Annotated in this window: 20 protein-coding genes; 18 read left to right on the plus strand and 2 right to left on the minus strand. The window is 58.4% G+C overall.

Annotated elements, in window-relative coordinates; translation table 11 throughout:
• Positions 1-361 precede the first annotated feature (361 nt).
• The 17 genes from atpB to HMPREF3158_RS09650 all read left to right on the plus strand — a co-directional run bounded on the left by atpB (position 362) and on the right by HMPREF3158_RS09650 (position 14819).
• Positions 362-1162 carry a F0F1 ATP synthase subunit A gene (gene atpB / locus HMPREF3158_RS09575; protein WP_070498328.1) on the plus strand — a complete coding sequence of 267 codons (801 nt, stop codon included), beginning with the start codon at positions 362-364 and terminating at the stop codon, positions 1160-1162.
• A gap of 105 nt (positions 1163-1267) precedes the next feature.
• Positions 1268-1507: an ATP synthase F0 subunit C gene (locus HMPREF3158_RS09580; RefSeq protein WP_005532052.1), complete on the plus strand. Its 240-nt coding sequence runs from the start codon at positions 1268-1270 to the stop codon at positions 1505-1507.
• Positions 1508-1552: 45 nt separating this feature from the next.
• Entirely contained in the window at positions 1553-2119 is a 567-nt protein-coding gene (locus HMPREF3158_RS09585) for a F0F1 ATP synthase subunit B (protein ID WP_061921968.1), read from the plus strand.
• Positions 2120-2125: 6 nt separating this feature from the next.
• Positions 2126-2941, plus strand: coding sequence for a F0F1 ATP synthase subunit delta (locus tag HMPREF3158_RS09590; protein WP_062035312.1), 816 nt, complete (start codon positions 2126-2128; stop codon positions 2939-2941).
• 65 nt (positions 2942-3006) lie between these two features.
• Positions 3007-4647 carry a F0F1 ATP synthase subunit alpha gene (atpA, locus tag HMPREF3158_RS09595; protein ID WP_070456169.1) on the plus strand — a complete coding sequence of 547 codons (1641 nt, stop codon included), beginning with the start codon at positions 3007-3009 and terminating at the stop codon, positions 4645-4647.
• 57 nt (positions 4648-4704) lie between these two features.
• Positions 4705-5688 (plus strand): F0F1 ATP synthase subunit gamma, encoded by a 984-nt coding sequence (locus HMPREF3158_RS09600; RefSeq protein WP_062035308.1) that lies wholly within the window; start codon positions 4705-4707, stop codon positions 5686-5688.
• Positions 5689-5691: 3 nt separating this feature from the next.
• Positions 5692-7137 (plus strand): F0F1 ATP synthase subunit beta, encoded by a 1446-nt coding sequence (gene atpD / locus HMPREF3158_RS09605; protein WP_062035306.1) that lies wholly within the window; start codon positions 5692-5694, stop codon positions 7135-7137.
• Between the two features lie 10 nt (positions 7138-7147).
• A complete protein-coding gene (locus tag HMPREF3158_RS09610) occupies positions 7148-7516 on the plus strand; it encodes a F0F1 ATP synthase subunit epsilon (protein ID WP_061921985.1) in 369 nt (122 codons plus the stop codon).
• 180 nt (positions 7517-7696) lie between these two features.
• On the plus strand, positions 7697-8173 hold the full coding sequence (locus HMPREF3158_RS09615) for a DUF2550 domain-containing protein (RefSeq protein ID WP_070498330.1): 477 nt from the start codon (positions 7697-7699) through the stop codon (positions 8171-8173).
• A 24-nt stretch (positions 8174-8197) separates the two neighbouring features.
• Positions 8198-8890: an endonuclease NucS gene (nucS, locus tag HMPREF3158_RS09620; protein ID WP_070432852.1), complete on the plus strand. Its 693-nt coding sequence runs from the start codon at positions 8198-8200 to the stop codon at positions 8888-8890.
• Positions 8890-9174 (plus strand): hypothetical protein, encoded by a 285-nt coding sequence (locus tag HMPREF3158_RS12605; RefSeq protein ID WP_083281266.1) that lies wholly within the window; start codon positions 8890-8892, stop codon positions 9172-9174. The genes nucS and HMPREF3158_RS12605 overlap by 1 nt, the downstream gene beginning before the upstream one ends.
• A gap of 10 nt (positions 9175-9184) precedes the next feature.
• Positions 9185-9493 (plus strand): MTH1187 family thiamine-binding protein, encoded by a 309-nt coding sequence (locus HMPREF3158_RS09625; RefSeq protein WP_061921994.1) that lies wholly within the window; start codon positions 9185-9187, stop codon positions 9491-9493.
• Positions 9490-10374, plus strand: a complete 885-nt coding sequence (locus HMPREF3158_RS09630) for a tetratricopeptide repeat protein (protein WP_061921997.1) — start codon at positions 9490-9492, stop codon at positions 10372-10374. The genes HMPREF3158_RS09625 and HMPREF3158_RS09630 overlap by 4 nt, the downstream gene beginning before the upstream one ends.
• 123 nt (positions 10375-10497) lie before the next feature.
• Positions 10498-11934: a cation:dicarboxylate symporter family transporter gene (locus HMPREF3158_RS09635; RefSeq protein WP_062035296.1), complete on the plus strand. Its 1437-nt coding sequence runs from the start codon at positions 10498-10500 to the stop codon at positions 11932-11934.
• 21 nt (positions 11935-11955) lie between these two features.
• Positions 11956-12351, plus strand: a complete 396-nt coding sequence (locus HMPREF3158_RS09640) for an arsenate reductase/protein-tyrosine-phosphatase family protein (RefSeq protein ID WP_062035293.1) — start codon at positions 11956-11958, stop codon at positions 12349-12351.
• Positions 12352-12404: 53 nt separating this feature from the next.
• On the plus strand, positions 12405-13202 hold the full coding sequence (locus HMPREF3158_RS09645) for an ABC transporter ATP-binding protein (protein WP_062035291.1): 798 nt from the start codon (positions 12405-12407) through the stop codon (positions 13200-13202).
• A gap of 6 nt (positions 13203-13208) precedes the next feature.
• Positions 13209-14819, plus strand: a complete 1611-nt coding sequence (locus tag HMPREF3158_RS09650) for a hypothetical protein (protein WP_070498332.1) — start codon at positions 13209-13211, stop codon at positions 14817-14819.
• On the opposite strand, the gene glgB is transcribed toward HMPREF3158_RS09650, so the two are convergent.
• The gene (gene glgB / locus HMPREF3158_RS09655) at positions 14816-16936 is read right to left on the minus strand and encodes a 1,4-alpha-glucan branching protein GlgB (protein ID WP_070498335.1); all 2121 of its coding nucleotides are present in this window, start codon (positions 16934-16936) and stop codon (positions 14816-14818) included. The genes HMPREF3158_RS09650 and glgB overlap by 4 nt on opposite strands.
• A 34-nt stretch (positions 16937-16970) precedes the next feature.
• Positions 16971-18938: a maltotransferase domain-containing protein gene (locus tag HMPREF3158_RS09660; protein ID WP_061922015.1), complete on the minus strand. Its 1968-nt coding sequence runs from the start codon at positions 18936-18938 to the stop codon at positions 16971-16973.
• A 91-nt stretch (positions 18939-19029) separates the two neighbouring features.
• On the opposite strand from HMPREF3158_RS09660, the gene HMPREF3158_RS09665 reads away from it, so the two are divergent.
• The gene (locus HMPREF3158_RS09665) at positions 19030-19830 is read left to right on the plus strand and encodes an ABC transporter ATP-binding protein (protein ID WP_061922018.1); all 801 of its coding nucleotides are present in this window, start codon (positions 19030-19032) and stop codon (positions 19828-19830) included.
• Positions 19831-19838 lie beyond the last annotated feature (8 nt).

Raw genomic sequence — 19838 nt, forward strand, 5'->3', positions numbered from 1 at the left:
TGTTAATTCCACCCCCGAGGTGGTGTACAAAAACTGTTTGTGACAAAGGCCATACGGGGTCTTTTGCCTAGTCATGGGCGCTATTTCGGCCAAAAAATCGCCCGCGAGCTACGGGTGTCAACCTGTGCCTACCCTGGTACACGTGAATTAGGCCCTGAACTGATATTATTTCTCGCGGGTTACCACGGGGCCGAGATTTTTGCATTGGATCCCGCGCGGTCAATCCCTGTCACTTCTTCGAAGATGTGCGACGGAGTCCGAAGTCGTGACAGAGAGCTTGAGACGTCCATCGCACCGTCCGCAAAGCTATTTTGCGGCGGCCCTAACACGGGAGAGAACGCTGAGCGTTACAACATTGGCCATGAAAGGGCACTTCCACGCGCCTGATCTGGGTGAAGAATTCTTCCCGGGGCAAGTAGATGCTGACCATCTGTTCTTCGGCGACTTTGCCGACGGATGGTTCGCGCTTGATCGCCTAATGCTGGGGCGCATCTTGATGACGCTGGTATTGGTGGTTCTTTTCATGCTGGCCTTCAAGAACCCGAAGTTGGTTCCGAAGGGTCTGCAGAACGTCGGCGAGAATGCGGTCGATTTCGTCCGTATCCACATCGCCGAAGATATTTTGGGTACTAAGGAGGCCAAGCGATTCCTTCCGGTAATCGCGACGATCTTCTTCGCAGTCCTGTTTATGAATGTGCCGACCATCATCCCGGGACTCAACGTCTCGCCAAATGGTCGTATCGGCATGCCTATCGTCCTTGCAGTCGTGTCGTACATCGCAATGATTTACGCCGGCGCAAAGCGCTATGGCTTCGGCAAGTTCATCAAGTCCTCGGTGGTTATTCCTAACCTGCCGCCGGCTCTGCACTTGCTCGTTGTGCCGATCGAGTTCTTCTCGACTTTCATTCTGCGACCAGTTACCCTCGCCATTCGTCTCATGGCGAACTTCTTGGCAGGACACATCATTCTGGTCCTTCTCTTCTCTGCTTCGAACTTCTTCTTCTGGCAGCTGAACGGTTGGACGGCACTGTCCGGTTTGACCATTGTTCTGGGACTGGCTTTCAGCCTGTTCGAGCTTCTGGTCATCTTCCTGCAGGCCTACATCTTCGCGCTTTTGACGGCGGTGTACATCGAACTGTCCCTGCACGCGGATTCGCACTAAGGACGAGGTCGACGAGCGCGACCGAGAATAATCTCAACTTCACAGAAACTATCTCCCTGTCCGTAAACCTGCGGGCAGGACATACGAAAGGGAACGACTTTCACCATGAACGAAATCATTCTTGCACAGGATGCTGCCGCTAACCTCGACAGCCTGAAGGCTGTTGGCTACGGCCTCGCCGCAATCGGCCCTGGTATCGGTATCGGCATCGTTGCCGGCAAGACCGTTGAGGCTATGGCACGCCAGCCTGAAATGGCCGGCCAGCTGCGTACCACCATGTTCCTGGGTATCGCCTTCACCGAGGCTCTTGCACTTATCGGCCTCGTTGCAGGCTTCCTGTTCTAAAAAGTTCGCGTTTTCCTAAACCAACCTTTTAAGACTGGAGACCACATGAACAACGTCTTTTATACGCTTGCGGCGGGGGAGGAGAACCCGGGGTCCGGCAGCTTCTCCGTTCTTCTGCCCAAGAACTATGACATTTTCTGGTCTTTGATCTGTTTCGTTGTCATCTTGATTTTGTTCTGGAAGTTCGTTCTTCCGGCATACAACAAGATGCTCCAGGAGCGCGAGGACCGCATCGAGGGCGGCATGAAGCGTGCTGAGGCTCAGCAGGCTGAAGCTAAGGCTGCTCTCGAGAAGTACAACGCACAGCTTGCTGACGCACGTGCAGAAGCTGCAGAGATCCGCGAGCAGGCGCGCGAGCGCGGCAAGCAGATCGAGGCTGAGGCTAAGACCCAGGCAGAAGAAGAGTCCCGCCGCATTGTCGCCTCTGGTGAGAAGCAGCTGGAAGCTTCCCGTGCACAGGTCATCTCTGAGCTGCGTTCCGATATCGGACAGAACTCCATCAACTTGGCTGAGAAGCTGCTGGGCGGCGAACTTTCTTCCGCAACCAAGCAGTCCTCCACGATTGACAACTTCCTGTCCGAGCTCGATTCTGTGGCACCGGCCGGAAAGTAGGCAACTATGAAGGCAGCTAGCCGCGAAGCCCTCGCACACGTAGAGTCCCAGCTGGATCAGATTCTGGCGCAGGACGATGCGATTGCGACGGCGGCACAGGCAGGTCTCGACCTTTTCGAGGTCGTTGATGTCCTTGATGCTGACCGCGAACTGCGCGTCGCGCTAACCGACGCCGCCGTTCCGGCTGCAAACCGCAAGTCACTGGTACAGAACCTCTTCGGTGCAAAGATTGCTCCGGTCGCCACCCAGGTGATCGAAGCTTCTGCTGCCGAGCAGTGGTCCACCTCCCGTGACTTCGTCAAGGGTCTCGTGTCTCTCGGCCGCCGCGCTCTTCTGCGCGGTGCTGAGGCTCAGGGCCAGCTGGGCCAGGTAGAAGACGAGCTCTTCCGCCTGTCTAGCATCCTGAAGAACGAGGCAGAGCTGACCCAGCTGCTTTCCGACCGAACTGCTACGTCCGCACGTAAGCGCGGATTGCTGGCAAGCGTGCTCTACGGCAAGGTAACGATGTTTTCTGAGGCGCTCGCGCTCCAGGCCATCGGCCGCCCTGAGCAGAACCCGATCGATGATGTCGCGGCACTGGCCGACTACGCAGCTAAGCTGCAGGGTCGCACCATTGCTCGTGTTACCACCGCGGGTGAGCTGAATGATAGCCAGCGTGCAGCACTCGCTGAGAAGCTGGGCAAAATTTATGGTCGTGCGATGTCCATTCACTCTGAGGTTGACACCAGCCTCCTCGGTGGTATGACCATCCGCGTCGGCGACGAAGTTATCGACGGCTCCACGGCAGGCAAGATTGCCCGTCTGCGTGCCAAGATGGCTTAAGTCAGGCCGAAACGACAGAAATGATTAAGTAATTGCTGGAAGAAACTACCGAGAGCAGGAAGAACATGGCGGAGCTGACGATCTCCTCCGATGAGATTCGTAGCGCGATTGCGAACTACACCTCGAGCTACTCCGCGGAGGCCTCCCGTGAGGAGGTCGGCGTGGTCATTTCGGCAGCTGACGGTATTGCGCAGGTTTCTGGCCTGCCATCCGTTATGGCGAATGAGCTGCTCGAGTTCCCAGGCGGCGTTATCGGCGTCGCACAGAACCTTGACACCAACTCCATCGGTGTCGTTGTCCTGGGCAACTTCGAGTCCCTCACCGAGGGCGACGAGGTCAAGAGGACTGGCGAAGTCCTTTCCATCCCTGTGGGCGAGGAATTCCTCGGCCGCGTTATCAACCCACTGGGCCAGCCGATCGACGGTCTGGGCCCAATCGCCGCTGAAGAGGACCGCGTCCTCGAGCTGCAGGCACCTTCCGTGCTGCAGCGTCAGCCGGTTGAAGAGCCGATGCAGACTGGCATCAAGGCTATTGACGCAATGACCCCGATTGGTCGTGGTCAGCGTCAGTTGGTCATTGGTGACCGTAAGACTGGTAAGACCGCAGTCTGCATCGACACCATCCTGAACCAGAAGGCTAACTGGGAGTCTGGCGACAAGGACAAGCAGGTACGTTGTATCTACGTCGCTATCGGCCAGAAGGGCTCCACCATTGCTGGAGTCCGCCACACCCTGGAGCAGCACGGCGCACTGGAGTACACCACCATCGTGGCAGCTCCGGCTTCCGACGCCGCCGGCTTCAAGTGGCTGGCACCGTTCTCCGGTGCAGCCCTGGGTCAGCACTGGATGTACCAGGGCAACCACGTCCTGGTCATCTACGATGATCTCACCAAGCAGGCTGAGGCCTACCGTGCGATTTCCCTTCTGCTGCGCCGTCCGCCGGGCCGCGAGGCATACCCGGGCGACGTCTTCTACCTCCACTCCCGTCTGCTGGAGCGTGCTGCAAAGCTCTCCGACGACATGGGTGCAGGTTCCATGACCGCACTGCCGATCATCGAGACCAAGGCGAACGACGTTTCCGCCTTCATCCCGACCAACGTTATTTCCATTACCGACGGCCAGGTCTTCCTGGAGTCCGACCTGTTCAACCAGGGCGTCCGTCCGGCAATTAACGTCGGTGTCTCCGTCTCCCGTGTGGGTGGCGCTGCACAGACCAAGGGCATGAAGAAGGTCGCCGGTAACCTGCGTCTTGAGCTTGCTGCTTACCGTGACCTGCAGGCATTCGCTGCCTTCGCTTCCGACCTCGACCCTGCCTCCAAGGCACAGCTCGAGCGCGGTGAGCGTCTGGTTGAGCTGCTCAAGCAGGCGGAGTCCTCCCCGCAGCCAGTCGAGTTCCAGATGGTTTCCATCTACTTGGCTGACCAGGGCATCTTCGACGTCGTTCCCGTCGAGGATGTACGTCGCTTCGAGGCTGAGGTACACGAGTACCTGCACTCGAATACCCCGCAGGTATTCGAGCAGATCGCTGGTGGCCAGCCTCTGTCCGACGAATCCAAGGATGCGCTCGTCAAGGCTGCTAAGGACTTCATCCCGACCTTCCGCACCACCGAGGGCCATAACTTGGGCTCCGAGGCAGAGGTCGAGGCACTCGATGCAGCAGAGGTAAAGAAGACCGAGCTCAGCGTCTCCCGTAAGACGGCTAAATAGAGTCCGCACAGCTCTAAGAATCAACCGTCGAGATAATAGAAGGGAGGAGCGAACACCATGGCTAATCTTCGTGAACTGCGCGACCGAATCCGGTCCGTCAATTCCACTAAGAAGATCACCAAGGCACAGGAGCTCATTGCTACCTCGCGCATTACCAAGGCACAGGCTAGGGTTGAGGCTTCACAGCCTTACGCACACGAGCTTGCGAATGTGATGAACAAGCTCGCAGCGGCCAGCTCGCTGGATCACCCGATGCTTCGTGAACGTGAAGATGGCAAGGTCGCCGCTATTCTCGTGGTCTCTTCTGACCGCGGTATGTGTGGTGGCTACAACAACAACATCTTCAAGAAGGCAGCCGAGCTCGAAGCCCTGCTCAAGAAGCAAGGCTACGAGACCGTCCGCTACGTCACGGGTAATAAGGGCGTTGGCTTCTACAAGTTCCGTGAAGCTGATGTCGCAGGCAGCTGGGCTGGTTTCTCGCAGGATCCGTCCTGGGAGACCACCCACGATGTCCGTCGTCACATGATCGACGGCTTCATTGCAGGTTCCAAAGGTACTGCCAAGTACCGCGACGGCCTCAACACCGAGGGCGAAGGCATCCGTGGCTTCGACCAGGTTCACGTTGTGTACACCGAGTTTGAGTCCATGCTGACCCAAACCGCGCGTGCACAGCAGTTGTTGCCGGTGGTTCCGGTTATTGAGGATGAGGAATTCCACCTCGGAGAGTCCGCGCTTTCCGACTCCGAGCCTACGGATCAGGTCTCGCCTGATTTCGAGTTCGAGCCGGATGCTGACACTCTTATGGAGGCACTGCTTCCGCAGTACGTCTCTCGTATCCTCTTTGCGATGTTCTTGGAGGCTTCCGCTTCCGAGTCCGCAGCACGCCGTACCGCAATGAAGTCTGCTACTGACAATGCAACCGAGCTGGTCAAGGACCTCTCGCGCGTGGCCAACCAGGCTCGTCAGGCACAGATTACCCAGGAAATTACAGAGATCGTCGGTGGCGCTGGGGCGCTCGCCGAAAGCGCAGAAAGTGACTAGATTATGACTTCAGCTCTGCAAGAGCAGAACACACAGTCGTCGGCTGTTGCCGGCCGTGTGGTGCGCGTCATCGGTCCGGTCGTCGACGTGGAATTCCCGCGTGGCGGACTGCCGGCACTGTACAACGCACTGACCGTCGAGATTTCTCTCGAGGCTGTTGCAAAGACCGTCACCCTCGAGGTCGCTCAGCACCTCGGTGACAACCTCGTCCGTACCGTTTCCATGGCACCGACCGACGGCCTCGTCCGCGGCGCTACCGTGACCGATACTGGCAAGCCAATCTCCGTTCCAGTCGGCGATGTGGTCAAGGGCCACGTCTTCAACGCACTGGGCGACTGCCTCGACCAGCCTGGTCTGGGCCGCGACGGCGAGCAGTGGGGCATCCACCGTGAGCCGCCAGCATTCGACCAGCTCGAGGGCAAAACCGAAATCCTGGAGACCGGTATTAAGGTTATCGACCTCCTGACCCCGTACGTGAAGGGCGGCAAGATCGGCCTCTTCGGCGGTGCAGGTGTTGGTAAGACCGTTCTCATCCAGGAGATGATTACTCGTATCGCACGCGAGTTCTCCGGTACCTCCGTCTTCGCCGGCGTCGGCGAGCGTACCCGTGAGGGCACCGACCTCTTCCTCGAGATGGAAGAGATGGGCGTTCTCCAGGACACCGCCCTCGTGTTCGGCCAGATGGATGAGCCGCCAGGAGTCCGTATGCGCGTGGCTCTGTCCGGCCTGACCATGGCGGAGTACTTCCGCGATGTGCAGAACCAGGACGTGCTGCTGTTCATTGACAACATCTTCCGTTTCACCCAGGCTGGCTCTGAGGTTTCGACCCTGCTGGGTCGTATGCCTTCCGCCGTTGGCTACCAGCCAACCTTGGCTGACGAGATGGGTGTCCTGCAGGAGCGCATTACCTCCACGAAGGGCAAGTCGATTACCTCTCTGCAGGCCGTTTACGTCCCTGCGGATGACTACACCGACCCGGCTCCGGCCACCACCTTCGCCCACCTCGATGCAACCACCGAGTTGGATCGTGGTATTGCTTCCAAGGGTATTTACCCGGCTGTGAACCCGCTGACCTCGACCTCTCGTATTCTGGAGCCGTCCATCGTGGGCGAGCACCACTACGAGGTTGCGCAGCGCGTCATTCACATCCTGCAGAAGAACAAGGAACTCCAGGACATCATCGCCATCCTTGGTATGGACGAGCTGTCCGAGGAGGACAAGGTCACCGTTCAGCGCGCACGTCGTATCGAGCGCTTCCTAGGCCAGAACTTCTTCGTCGCAGAGAAGTTCACCGGCCTGCCGGGCTCCTACGTCCCGCTGACCGAGACCATCGATGCTTTCGAGCGCATCTGCAACGGCGAGTTCGATCACTACCCAGAGCAGGCATTCAACGGCCTGGGTGGCTTGGACGACGTCGAGGCTGCGTACAAGAAGCTTTCCGAGAAGTAGGGAGTGGCACATGGCTGACATCACCGCTGAATTGGTATCCGTCGAGCGTAAGCTGTGGGCTGGTAAGGCCACGCTGGTTACGGCTGAGACCACTGAGGGTGAGATCGGCGTGCTTCCTGGCCACGAGCCATTGGTCGGTCAGCTGGCCGACAATGGTGTTGTGACCATCCACCCAGTCGACGGCGAGCGCCTCGTCGCCGCGGTCCAGGGTGGCTTCCTCTCCGTGTCCAAGGACAAGATCACTGTCCTCGCCAACTGGGCTACTTGGTCCACTGAAGTTGATGAGGCACAGGCTTCCGAAGACCAGAAGTCCGAGGAGTTTATTGTCCACAACCGTGGTGAAGCCGCTCAGCGAGCACTTCGTCGCGCCAAGGGCTAGGTAGAGTAACGGGCAGCAAAGCCCTTCCGCTCTCATAAGCGCCCCACCTTTCTTTCACCAGAAAGGTGGGGCGCTTTTTCGTTGGCTTTTGCTGCGGGGTTTAGTGGCATAACGGCAGGGGAAGATACTAGAATTTTGTCTAATATCTTTTAGGTTCAGGATTAAAAGGAGCGGCAGGATATGAACATTTCAGGTCTAGGCTGGTTGTTCCTCATCGTGGCGGCTTTTATCCTTTTGTGTCTTATGCTTGCTGCTCGCCGCTTTTTCAAGTTGCGTGCGCGCGGGACCTCTGTATTGCTGAGAACCCTTCCCGCTAAAAACTCTCGTTCTTGGCGTCATGGCGTGATGCGCTATAACGGAGAATACGTGGAGTACTTCAAGCTGCGCTCGGTTTCGGTCCAAGCAGACCTTCGTTTCAATCGCCTCGGCGTCGAACTAATTGGCACTCGTCAATTAGACGATGACGAGGCTGCTTTTATGTCCGCCGCCAACCAGGTCATCCGCTTTTCCTTCGCGGATCAGGAATACGAAATCGCCACTGACCTACACGGAATCATGGGTCTTACCGCCTGGATTGAGGCGGCGCCTTCCAAGCGCTTGCAACGTCCTGACTATCGGCGTCTGCGCCAGCGCGCTACCCGTTTTACTAAGGAGTAGGCGGCTACCTATAGGGTAGAGAGCATGCGTTTAGTCATCGCTCGTTGCTCAGTTGATTATGTCGGCCGTTTGGATGCCCATTTGCCCGTCGCCGATCGCCTCATCCTCGTCAAGGCAGACGGTTCCGTGTCGATCCACGCCGACGACCGCGCTTATAAGCCGCTGAATTGGATGACTCCGCCGTGCACGCTGGAGGAATCCGCCATCACTGACATCGACGGCGAGGACACTGGCGAACAGCTGTGGCTCGTTGAAAACCCCAAGGGCGAGCAGCTGCGTATCACGATCGCGGAGATTCACCAAGACTTCTCCGTCGAATTGGGCGCGGATCCGGGGCTTGTTAAGGACGGCGTCGAGGCGCACCTGCAGGAGCTGCTCGCCGAGCACATCGATACCCTGGGCGAGGACTATTCACTCGTGCGCCGCGAGTATCCAACTGCAATTGGACCAGTCGATATCATGGCCAAAGACCAAGACAATAAGTTCGTTGCGGTTGAGGTCAAGCGCCGCGGTGGTATCGACGGCGTCGAGCAGCTCACACGCTATCTGGAGCTTCTCAACCGTGACGAGCTACTGGCACCCGTGCAAGGCGTCTTTGCAGCCCAGGAAATCAAGCCGCAGGCCCGTACGCTGGCCGAGGACCGCGGTATTCGCTGCGTCATCCTTGACTACCAAGATCTGCGCGGCATTGAGTCGAACGAGCTACGTCTTTTCTAATGCCACGCCGCAACAGGAGAAACCGCGTCAGCCCGCGCCCGCTGCCTAAGGATGGCTCTACTTTTCTAGGCTCGCAGACCGTCGAGGGCCCAAAGTGGACCCACGGCGAGCCCTTCGTTATGCGCCACATCGGCAGCGCTGCAGCTACAAAGTTCTATATCTGCCCCGGCTGCAACCAAAATATTCCGCCTCGCGTTGCCCATATCGTGGCTTGGCCGCGTGATACAGGCGGCAGGGAAGATGACCGCCGCCACTGGCACCGTCACTGCTGGGAGCGTAGGTAGGATAGCGGGCATGATTGTTGCTTTTTCTGTCGCGCCAACCGTGGTGGGCGAGGAAACTGCGGAGATGTCTGCAGCCGTCGCCGAAGCCGTCCGCGTGGTGCGCGCATCCGGCTTGCCCAACGAGACCAATGCCATGTTTACCCTTATAGAAGGCGAATGGGATGAGGTCTTTGCCGTAATCAAGGAAGCCACCGATGCGGTACGCAAGGTTTCGCCGCGTACCTCGCTTGTAGTCAAGGCCGATATCCGCGAAGGTGTGACTGGCCAGTTGACGCAAAAGGTGGAGTCTGTGAATCGACGTTTGGAGGAAAACAAGTGACCGGACCTTATGTAGGCGGTGCCCTTGACTTGGGCGCGCTGAAGCAGCAAAAGGAGACTGAGGAAGCGCCTTCCGGGGTATCTGCATTTTTCGAGGTAACCGAGGCTAACTTCGAATCCGAATTGATTCGCCGTTCCGCCGAGGTCCCCGTTATTGCGCTCATCGGTTCTTCGCGTTCGCCCGCCTCCGAGCAACTGAAGAATGACCTGCGCGCTGTCGCAGAGGCCGGTGGGCTCAAGTTCATCGTTGGCTACATCGACGCTGATGCTATCCCGCAGGTAGCGCAGGTCTTTGGCGTGCGAAACCTGCCGACCACCGTCGCCCTAGCTGCCGGCCAGCCGATTACCAACTTCGAGGGAGCCCAGCCCAAGGATGCGCTGGAGCAGTGGACTGCCACGCTCGTCGAGAAGCTTGGGCCGCAATTGAGTGGTCTCAGCACCGAGACCCCAGAACCAGAAACTGCCGCGGACCCACGCGTGCAGGCCGCCGAGGAGTCCCTAAACCACGGCGATTTCGACGCAGCCATCGCCCACTACGACGCCATTTTGGCCGACGATCCAGACAACGCCGAGGTCAAGCAGGCCCGCAACACCACCCAGGTTTTGCGTCGTCTGGACCCAGCAAACCGCACCGAGGACCCGATTGCTGCTGCCGACGCTGCGCCAGCCGACGTCGCCAAGCAGTGCGATGCCGCCGACGCCGAGGTCGTCGCCGGTGCGCCCGAGAAAGCCTTCGAGCGCCTCATCTCGGCGATGCAAAGAACCGCAGGCGACGACAAGCAAGCCCTCAAGGTTCGCTTGCTCGAGCTCTTCGCGCTTTTCGACGCCTCCGATTCCCGTGTCCTGCAAGCGCGCACCAAGCTCGCAAGCGCTCTTTATTAGCGAAGGGGTAACTAGAGCACCCCCGGCTTTCTGGAATTTCTGGATCGCTTTTATCCGGTTCTATTATCAGGGCAGAAATCCTTGACAGAGCCAATTAAAAGGCCAATTAAAAGGGAGTGCTCTATGCCGACTTTGCAACCAATTAATGGTCCAAAAATCCCGGAGCCCAAAGCCCCGAAGAAGGACCGTACCCACTGGCTCTACATCGGCGTCATCGTTGCGGTGATTGCCGGTATTGCCTTGGGTCTAGTCGCCCCGGGCGTTGCCGTTAACTTCAAGCCATTGGGCACGATGTTCGTCAGCCTCATTAAGATGGTCATCGCGCCAATCATCTTCTGCACCATCGTGCTGGGCATCGGCTCGGTGCGCGCTGCGGCATCGGTCGGTAAGGCCGGCGGCATCGCTCTGGCGTACTTCATCACGATGTCCACCTTTGCGCTGGCGATCGGCCTCGTGGTCGGAAACTTCATCGATCCCGGCGCTGGCCTTCATATTAGCGGCGGTGATGGCTCTAAGTACATCAAGGCAGGTGCGGAAGGCGAGGGTCTTTGGGGCTTTGTCAGCTCCATCGTCCCAGAGACCATGTTCTCGGCGTTTACCTCGGGATCTGTTCTCCAGGTCCTGTTTATCGCGTTACTGTGTGGCTTCGCCGTGCAGTCCATGGGCGAAGCAGGCGAACCTATTCTTGGCTTCGTCGCCAGCCTGCAGCGCCTCGTCTTCAAGATCCTCAACATGATTTTGTGGCTGGCTCCGCTCGGCTCTTTCGGAGCTATGGCAGGCGTCGTTGGTGAGACCGGCATGGATGCCGTGAAGTCCTTGGCCACCCTGATGCTGGCTTTTTACATCACCTGCTTCCTCTTCGTATTCGTGGTACTCGGCCTCATCGCCCGTGTATTCGGCGGTATCAGCATGTGGAAGCTCTGCAAGTATCTGGGCCGCGAGTTCCTGCTCATCGTTGCTACTTCTTCCTCTGAATCCGCATTGCCGAACCTCATGCGCAAGCTGGAACACCTCGGCGTGGAGAAGCCGACCGTGGGTATCGTTGTACCGACCGGTTATTCCTTCAACCTGGACGGCACCGCTATTTATCTGACGCTTTCCGCCATCTTCATTTCCGAGGCAATGCATATGCCGATGAACTTGGGCGAGCAGGTGGGCCTGCTGGTCTTTATGATCATCGCGTCCAAGGGCGCAGCGGGTGTCTCCGGAGCCGGCATCGCAACGCTGGCTGCGGGCTTGCAGTCCCACCGCCCTGAGCTCCTCGGCGGCGTCGACGTCATCATGGGCATCGACCGCTTTATGTCCGAGGCTCGCGCTCTGACCAACTTTGCCGGCAACGCGCTCGCAACCATCCTGGTTGGCCGCTGGACCAAGACCGTGGACATGGACCGCGTCACGAAGGTACTCAACGGTGAGGAACCATACGCTGATTCTGGCAAGGACAGCACCGTTAACCTGCGCATGCCAGACGTGGAGAACCCAGCCCACGAGCGCCTGCAGCCAACGCAGCAGGTTGATTTGGAGCGCTACAAAGACGGCTCTGAGATGTACTACAAGTAGTTCTCGCTATACTGCGAGCCTATGACGAAAGTACTATTCCTCTGTAATTCCAACCGCGGCAAGTCCCAGATGGCCGCAGCTTTGGCGAAGCTGCATGCTCCCTCGTGGAAGGTCTATTCGGCCGGCGTGCAAGTGACCGAACCGGGGCAGTCCGGCGATGTAAATCTCGAGGCATCCCATTGCCTGGCCGAAGTGGGCGCCGACATGTCTGAGGGCACGCCCAAGCCGGTTGATCCGGAACTTGCCGCCAATGTCGATCACGTCATCATCGTCGGTGGCGCCGAGTACGATGGACCCGCCGAGCGCTGGGAGATTGAAGATCCCTCCCAGCGTGGCGTGGAGGGCAAGCAAAGGATGGTCGAGCTGCGCGACGATATTGATGCCCGCGTCAAAGAATTGATTGCGCGCCATAATTAATTTAGATACTAAATACCTAGAAATAGGTAACATTTTCTAATAAAATGCGGTGCATGACTAGTCCGCACCGAGCACCGATTTCGTCCGATCCTAGGCAGCAAGCCTTTGCAATCCGTGGCCTTAACAAATCCTTCAATGGTTCTCCCGCCGTCCGCAATCTAGATCTCGACGTCCCGCGGGGTTCTATTTATGGCATCGTCGGCCCCAACGGTGCGGGCAAGACCACCATGCTGACCATGGGCTGCGGTCTTCTGCGCCCCGATAGCGGCGAGTCATTCGTTGCCGGTCACCGCGTGTGGCACGATCCAATCCCTGCGAAGGCATCGATGGGCTTGCTCATGGACGGCGCACCCGTATTCGACCGCCTCACCGGCGCCGAGTATCTCTACTACTTGGGCGCGCTACGCAAGCTCGACGAGGGGGAGGCACAGCGCCGCGCCGCCGAGCTCCTGCACGTGCTCGCGCTTGACGACGCCGCCTCCAAACGCATCGCCGACTATTCCGCTGGCATGACCAAGAAGATTCTGCTTGCCGGCGCAGTACTCCATAATCCCGAGGTGCTCATCCTCGATGAGCCGCTCGAGGCAGTCGATCCAGTATCCGGCCGCCTCATCCAAAACGTGCTCGTGAACTTCGCTGCCCGGGGTGGCACCGTGGTGATTTCCTCCCACGTCATGTCCCTAGTCGAAGGACTTTGTACCTCCGTGGCAATCATTAATGATGGCCAAGTGCTTACCTCCGGCACCGTCGATGAGGTCCGCGGTGACAAGAGCCTCACTGACGTCTTCATCGAGCTCGTCGGCGGCGCCGATCTCGATTCCAACGCCTTCCAGTGGTTGGGTGGAAACTAGGCCGTGATGGACACCAGCAAAACCCTCGTCAAGCTACACCGCACACTATGGAGCAGGACTTTCAAGGAAAACACCGCGCAGTGGATGATGGTGCTCCTCTTCGCCATCTATGGCCTGATTGGTCTCGCCAACACTGGGTTTATGGCCGGCTTAGATCTGAGCGAAGGCACGCGCAATGCTCACGCTCTCACCACAGTCAACCTCCTCGGCGTAGCGATGTACCTCATGCTCGCGATAATCATGCCCGCCGGTGAAAAGCAGCTTTACCCCGATACCTTGAAGGGCCTGCCGCTTTCTTTAGAAGAGGTCCGGCCCGCCATGCTGCGCATTTCTTTCCTTAACTCCCGCGTCTGGCTTTCTGCAGGTTTTAGCATCATCTGGGCAATCGTCGGTGCGATCATGCTCGTGAGCATCGGTGACTTCAATGTCATTGCAATACCCGCATTCGTGCTCGGCATGGCGCTTTCGTGGTTTATCACTATCTGTTTGTCGGAGTGCCTGATGAGCGTTGCCAGCAACGTGGTCAGCTTGGAAAGTGATCGCAGCAAGTTCATTGGCGGCATTCTCGGCACCGTATTGATGCTCTGCGTCATTCTCTTAAACGGCCAGATTGAAGATGCAGTGCCGCTCGGCACCATCGGCAAGTATGCCGCGTGGACGCCGTTTACCGCAGCGACCGGTTGGGCCACAGCGCTTGGCAATGGCTCTTACATGGAAGCACTCGCACAGCTTCTAATCGCTATTCTCACCGCAGTGGGGCTCTTCGCGGTCTGGCGGCACTTAATCAAAACAGAATTCGCCCAAAGCCAAAAGCACGCCCGGCCTGCGCCAGCCACAAAGACAAAGGAGCACGGCGTATCCCGCCTCCGCCTGATGGGCCTGGCTTATCGCAGTCCCGCCATGATGGAGTACTCGCGCTCGTTGCTTTATATCGTCCGCGATATGCGCCTAGTAAATACCTTGATCTTCATGCCGGTGCTCGCAGGATTCTGTCTCTACCACATCTTTAACGGCAACTTGACCGCTGGTTTAGGCGTGCTCGTGATGCTCGGTCTCCTGGGCGGCCTGCTCGGCGTCAACGACTATGGCTACGATGGCCCCTCCGGCTGGCTGAAGATGATGGCACCTTGTGCACCAAGCAAATTTCTGCTGGCCCGCCATCGCGCGCACCTGACGCCTTCTGCAGTTGTCATCCTCATTTGCGTCATCCTGGCGCTCATCATCAGCCCTGAACGCCTGAAGGTATTGGCCTTTGGTTGTGCTGCAATAGGAATGCTGCTTTCCGTAAGCTCCTGCGCACTCGCTTTGTCGGTGTATAACCCTTATCCCGTCTCCGCGCCGGGTACCAATGCGTGGACTGATAAGTCTGGCTACTCCGCACCCGCCTTTGTGGCCAGCCTCTTCGGACTCATCTTCGGCTGGATTGCCGTGGCCCCAGGTCTTGTTTGCCTAGGCATCGCCGTTACCCAAGACAAGGCTCCGTTGCTAGCAGTCGGTGTCATCTTGAGCCTTGCCGTACCGGCTATCGTCCACGCACTGGTGGCGTTTATCGCCGGCAAGCGGGTCGACGGCCGGATGCCGGAGATTTACGCCAAGGTCGACACCTGGGTCAGCTAGCCCACAAAGCGGTACCACTGCACGGAGTTGGCCGGGAGGTGTAGATCCGCGGAATTCGATGTGGAGTGCACCTTATGTGCCAAGTCATTGCCCGCGCCCTCGTAGACGGCGTCGTCGGTGTTGAGCAGCAACTCCCACGCGCCGTCGCGGGGCAGCCACATGTGGTAGTTCGGAATGGAGTTGCCTGAGAAATTGCACACGGCGAGCAGCGCCGAGCCATCGTTGCCGTAGCGCACGTAACCCAAGACGTTATTGTTCGAGTCATCAGCCTTGACCCACTGGAAACCATCCTGCGTAAAGTCCTGGGACCACAGGGCAGGGGTGTCTTTGTAAACGATATTGATATCGCGCACTAAGCGCTTGATGCCTCGATGCCACTCACCGCCCCAGCCTTCGAGGTTGGCCCAGTCCACAGAGCTGGATTCGTTCCACTCCGCGACCTGGCCAAACTCTTGCCCCATAAACAGCAGGTTCTTGCCCGGATGCGAGAACATATATCCGTACAGCGCACGCAAGCCTGCGGCCTTGTTCCAATCGTCGCCAGGCATGCGCGTCCACAGCGAGCCCTTGCCATGGACGACCTCGTCGTGACTAAACGGCAGCACGTAGCGTTCCGAATAGGCATAGACCATGGAGAAAGTCAGCTCGCCATGATGATGCTGGCGGTAGATGGGCTCGTGCTTGAAGTACTCGAGGGTGTCATTCATCCAGCCCATATTCCACTTCAGGGAAAAGCCGAGGCCGTCCTCCGAGGTGGGAGCAGTAACGCCCGGCCAAGAGGTCGATTCCTCGGCGATGGTCAGCACGCCGGGATGCAGGCGTTGCAGGGTAGCGTTTGTCTCCTGCAAGAACTGTACCGCTTCCAGGTTTTCGCGTCCGCCGTACTGGTTGGGCAGCCATACTTCACGTGAGTAGTCCAAGTAAAGCATCGAGGCCACCGCATCCACGCGCAGGCCGTCGACGTGGAATTCTTCGGCCCAATACAGCGCATTTGCTACCAAGAAGTTGCGCACCTCGTTGCGGCCAAAGTCAAAGACGTAGGTTCCCCAGTCGGCCTGCTCGCCGCGGCGGGGGTCGGGGTGCTCGTAGAGTGCCTGGCCGTCAAAGCGTCCCAGTGCAAATTCGTCTTTGGGAAAGTGCGCTGGGACCCAGTCGATGAGGACGCCGATGCCGGCGTTATGCAGGGCGTCGATAAGCGCACGCAACTCATCCGGGCAGCCCCAGCGTGCCGACGGAGCGTAGTAGCCCGAGACCTGGTAGCCCCAAGAACCGCCGAAGGGGTGCTCTGCCACCGGAAGCAGCTCGACGTGGGTGAAGCCATGCTCGAGGACGTAATCGATGAGCTCAGCGCGCAGTCTGTTGTAGTCGGCGCCTTGCTTCCAAGAACCCACATGCAGCTCGTAGATGCTCATCGGTACATCGAGATTGCCGTTACGAGCATCCATCCATGCGGAGTCATTCCATTCGTAATCGTTTGCCATGACTACCGAGACTGTCTCCGGCGGAGCAATCGTTTGCTTCGCCATCGGATCAGCCTTATCGATGCGCCGGCCGTCCGCGGTTTGAATCGCGAACTTATAGCGCTCGCCGGGACCGATGCCGGGGACGAAGAGCTCCCAGACCCCGGTTGCGCCCAAACAGCGCATCGGCGACTGCGCGGGATTCCAGCCGTTGAAGTCGCCTACTACGGCAACGCCTTTGGCATTCGGCGCCCACACCGCAAACGAAACACCTTCAACCCGGCCCAAATGCGTGTCGTAGCTGTGCAGATTCGCGCCAAGTACCTCCCAAAGCCGCTCGTGGCGACCTTCCGAAATCAGGTGCAGATCGAAAGTGCTGGCAGTGGGCAAGAACCGGTAGCCGTCGGCCACCTCGACCGGAGCCTGGCCTGGGTAAGTCACCCGGAAACGGTAATCCTGCTCCTGGTCTAGTGCGCTCTCCCATAGGTCGTGGCCTACAGCATTCATCTCGTGCACGGCAGTTTCGGTGACCAGCTCCACCTTCTCGGCGCCGGGGCGACGAGTTAAAACCGTGCCGTCGTGCCAGCCATAAAAGTCATGTGGGGCATGGTGGCGACACTCGTTGAGGCGGGCGAGATCTGCTTCCGGAATGTTCATGTGTTCACGTTACCTAAATCGAAGGAGACAGGACTTAAGGTCGATAATCGTTGACGTCGCGCCAGGCAAGGCGGTCCAAGGAATGCGGGTCAGCCTGCGGCAGCACGAACAGATGGGCGACGTCGCGCATTGGTTCGAGTCGCACGAAGTTGCGGTTGGACCAGTTATAGGCGGCGCCGGTAATGGCATCGTGGACGGTGTAGACGTCACCGTCGGCTCTGCCGATCGCTTCCATTTCTACGGTAACGGTGGCTTCTTGGGCATTGCGCGGATCCAGGTTGATCACGGCCAGGATCACGTTGCCCGTCGCAGGATCTGCCTTGGAGTAGGCAATGATTTTTTCGTTATCGACGTCGTGGAATTTGAGGTTGCGCAGTTGCTGCAGCGCGGGGTTCTCACGGCGGATGAGATTGAGAAGGCGAATATAGGATTCCAGCGATGCGCCACGGGTAGCCGCCTCCTGGAAGTTGCGCGGGCGCAGCTCGTACTTCTCAGAGTCCATGTACTCCTCACTGCCCGGCGCCACGGCCTCGTGCTCATAAAGCTCATAGCCGGAGTACACGCCCCATAGCGGAGACAGAGTCGCGGCCAAAGCCGCGCGGATAGCGAACATGGCCCGCCCGCCGGTCTGCAAAGACTCGTGCAGGATGTCAGGCGTATTCACAAAGAGGTTGGGGCGGCAAATATCCGCCTGCTCCACGTGCATCTTGGCAAACTCGGTCAGCTCGCGCTTCGAGGTTTGCCAGGTGAAATAGGTATAGGACTGGGTAAAGCCTGCCTTCGCCAAGCCGAACAGCCGTGGCGCGCGGGTAAAGGCCTCCGCAAGGAAGATGACCTCCGGATGGGTCACGTGCACCTTGTCTATGAGCCAGGTCCAAAAGTTTGCCGGCTTGGTGTGCGGGTTATCCACGCGGAAGGTGGTTACGCCCGCCTCGATCCAGATCATCACGATGCGGAAGATCTCGTTGTAGATCGCGTCTGGGTCGTTGTCGAAGTTCAGGGGATAGATGTCCTGGTACTTTTTCGGCGGATTCTCCGCATAAGCGATGGTGCCGTCAGCCAAGACCGTGAAAAACTCTGGGTTCGTCTTGGCCCACGGATGATCCGGTGCGGCCTGGAGCGCCAGATCCAGCGCTACCTCGAGCCCCAGGTCCTGCGCGCGAGAAACCAGCTTTTTGAAATCGTCCATCGTGCCCAAGTCTGGGTGAGTGGTGGAATGATCTTGAATTGCCCACGGCGAGCCGACGTCGCCCGGTTCAGCCACCACCGAGTTGTTCTTGCCCTTGCGGTGAACCTTTCCGATGGGGTGAATCGGCGGGAAATACACTGTGTCGAAGCCCATGTCTGCGACTCGCTCCAACGCTTTGGCCGTGGTCTTGAAAGTGCCGTGGACTGGGTTGCCTTCTTCATCCCAACCGCCCGTAGAACGCGGGAAGAGCTCATACCAAGAGTTATAAAGCGCTTCTCGGCGCTCGACCAGTACCTCGTGGACCTCGCCTTCCACGAGCAAATCCCGCAAGGGGTGCGCATGCAGTTTCTTTGCCACGGCGTCGGAAAGCGCTGCCTCGACGCGCGAGGACAGGTCCAAAGACTCATTCGCTAGCGACTTAGCAACATCGGGCATTCCCGCCCGCTCAAAAAGCTCCGCGCCATGGAGGAGATCGTTGGAAAGCTCGGCGGCCGTCTGCCCCGCAGCCATCTTCTTTTCCACCGCATTGCGCCACGTTGCCATCGGGTCTGACCACGCATCGATACGGAAGAACCAGCGCCCACAGGTAAGCGGAGTAAACACACCATGCCTACGGTCAGGGTCAATTGGGTCTTGGTCCATGGTCACCGAGGAAACCGAAGGGGATTCGGTATTCCACACCGAAAGGGTTGCCGACACCGCATCATGGCCTTCCCGCCAGACCAACGCGGTTACCGGAACCACCTCATTAACCACGGCCTTAGTGGGAGAGAAGCTAGGACGGACATCATCGATGGCGAGGCGTGTAGTCATGCCCTTTAGAGTAGTGCAGCTGTGTCAGTTTCACCGGGCAACCAGAATTTCCGCAACAATATAGGACGTGAATGCTGTGAATAACGAAACAATGCCCGTAACTGACGAAGATTGGCTCATCGACTTCCGCGGCGTCGAGCTGCGCCGTGGCGGAAAAACCTTGGTGGGTCCAGTCGATTGGCAAGTAGAGCTCGACGAGCGTTGGGTCATCATCGGCCCAAACGGCGCCGGCAAGACCAGCTTGGTCCGCATTGCCTCTGCGGAAGAGTTTCCTTCTAAAGGAACTGCCTTTTTGATGGGCGAGCAGATCGGCAAGACCGACATGCGCGATTTGCGTGCCGCCATCGGCATTTCTTCCGCCGCAGTACAGCACCGCATTCCCGACGGCGAACGAGTCGACGACCTCGTTATCTCCGCCGGCTACGCAGTCCTGGGACGCTTCCGCGAGGAGTACCAAGACATGGACTTTAGCCGCGCCTTCGAAATCCTTGACCAGGTGGGCGCCCGCCACTTGGCCGAGCGCACCTGGGGAACCCTATCGGAGGGAGAAAAGAAGCGCGTCATCTTGGCACGTGCCCTTATGTCCAACCCTGAGCTACTCATCCTCGACGAGCCTTCCGCCGGCATGGACCTAGGAGGCCGCGAGGATCTCGTGGGCTACTTGGGCGAGCTGGCAATGGATGCCGATGCACCAGCAATCGTCATGATTACCCACCACGTCGAGGAAATCCCTTATGGATTTACCCATGCGATGATCCTCGATGAGGGTAAGGTCGTGGCGAAGGGACTAATCAATACGGTCCTTACCTCAGAAAACCTTACGCAGGCTTTCCACCAACCAATTCAGGTGGATCGAATCGGTGAACGTTACTTCGCTCGCCGCATACGCTAAACGGAACT

Origin of the sequence: Corynebacterium sp. HMSC06G04, assembly GCF_001807365.1 — a bacterium.
Lineage (GTDB): Bacteria > Actinomycetota > Actinomycetes > Mycobacteriales > Mycobacteriaceae > Corynebacterium > Corynebacterium simulans.

Excerpts from the sequence above, each read along its gene's own strand:
- atpB (WP_070498328.1), top strand. The coding sequence starts at position 362 with ATGAAAGGGCACTTCCACGCGCCTGATCTGGGTGAAGAATTCTTCCCG.
- HMPREF3158_RS09580 (WP_005532052.1), top strand. The coding sequence starts at position 1,268 with ATGAACGAAATCATTCTTGCACAGGATGCTGCCGCTAACCTCGACAGC.
- HMPREF3158_RS09585 (WP_061921968.1), top strand. The coding sequence starts at position 1,553 with ATGAACAACGTCTTTTATACGCTTGCGGCGGGGGAGGAGAACCCGGGG.
- HMPREF3158_RS09590 (WP_062035312.1), top strand. The coding sequence starts at position 2,126 with ATGAAGGCAGCTAGCCGCGAAGCCCTCGCACACGTAGAGTCCCAGCTG.
- atpA (WP_070456169.1), top strand. The coding sequence starts at position 3,007 with ATGGCGGAGCTGACGATCTCCTCCGATGAGATTCGTAGCGCGATTGCG.
- HMPREF3158_RS09600 (WP_062035308.1), top strand. The coding sequence starts at position 4,705 with ATGGCTAATCTTCGTGAACTGCGCGACCGAATCCGGTCCGTCAATTCC.
- atpD (WP_062035306.1), top strand. The coding sequence starts at position 5,692 with ATGACTTCAGCTCTGCAAGAGCAGAACACACAGTCGTCGGCTGTTGCC.
- HMPREF3158_RS09610 (WP_061921985.1), top strand. The coding sequence starts at position 7,148 with ATGGCTGACATCACCGCTGAATTGGTATCCGTCGAGCGTAAGCTGTGG.
- HMPREF3158_RS09615 (WP_070498330.1), top strand. The coding sequence starts at position 7,697 with ATGAACATTTCAGGTCTAGGCTGGTTGTTCCTCATCGTGGCGGCTTTT.
- nucS (WP_070432852.1), top strand. The coding sequence starts at position 8,198 with ATGCGTTTAGTCATCGCTCGTTGCTCAGTTGATTATGTCGGCCGTTTG.
- HMPREF3158_RS12605 (WP_083281266.1), top strand. The coding sequence starts at position 8,890 with ATGCCACGCCGCAACAGGAGAAACCGCGTCAGCCCGCGCCCGCTGCCT.
- HMPREF3158_RS09625 (WP_061921994.1), top strand. The coding sequence starts at position 9,185 with ATGATTGTTGCTTTTTCTGTCGCGCCAACCGTGGTGGGCGAGGAAACT.
- HMPREF3158_RS09635 (WP_062035296.1), top strand. The coding sequence starts at position 10,498 with ATGCCGACTTTGCAACCAATTAATGGTCCAAAAATCCCGGAGCCCAAA.
- HMPREF3158_RS09640 (WP_062035293.1), top strand. The coding sequence starts at position 11,956 with ATGACGAAAGTACTATTCCTCTGTAATTCCAACCGCGGCAAGTCCCAG.
- HMPREF3158_RS09645 (WP_062035291.1), top strand. The coding sequence starts at position 12,405 with ATGACTAGTCCGCACCGAGCACCGATTTCGTCCGATCCTAGGCAGCAA.
- HMPREF3158_RS09650 (WP_070498332.1), top strand. The coding sequence starts at position 13,209 with ATGGACACCAGCAAAACCCTCGTCAAGCTACACCGCACACTATGGAGC.
- glgB (WP_070498335.1), bottom strand. The coding sequence starts at position 16,936 with ATGAACATTCCGGAAGCAGATCTCGCCCGCCTCAACGAGTGTCGCCAC.
- HMPREF3158_RS09660 (WP_061922015.1), bottom strand. The coding sequence starts at position 18,938 with ATGACTACACGCCTCGCCATCGATGATGTCCGTCCTAGCTTCTCTCCC.
- HMPREF3158_RS09665 (WP_061922018.1), top strand. The coding sequence starts at position 19,030 with ATGCCCGTAACTGACGAAGATTGGCTCATCGACTTCCGCGGCGTCGAG.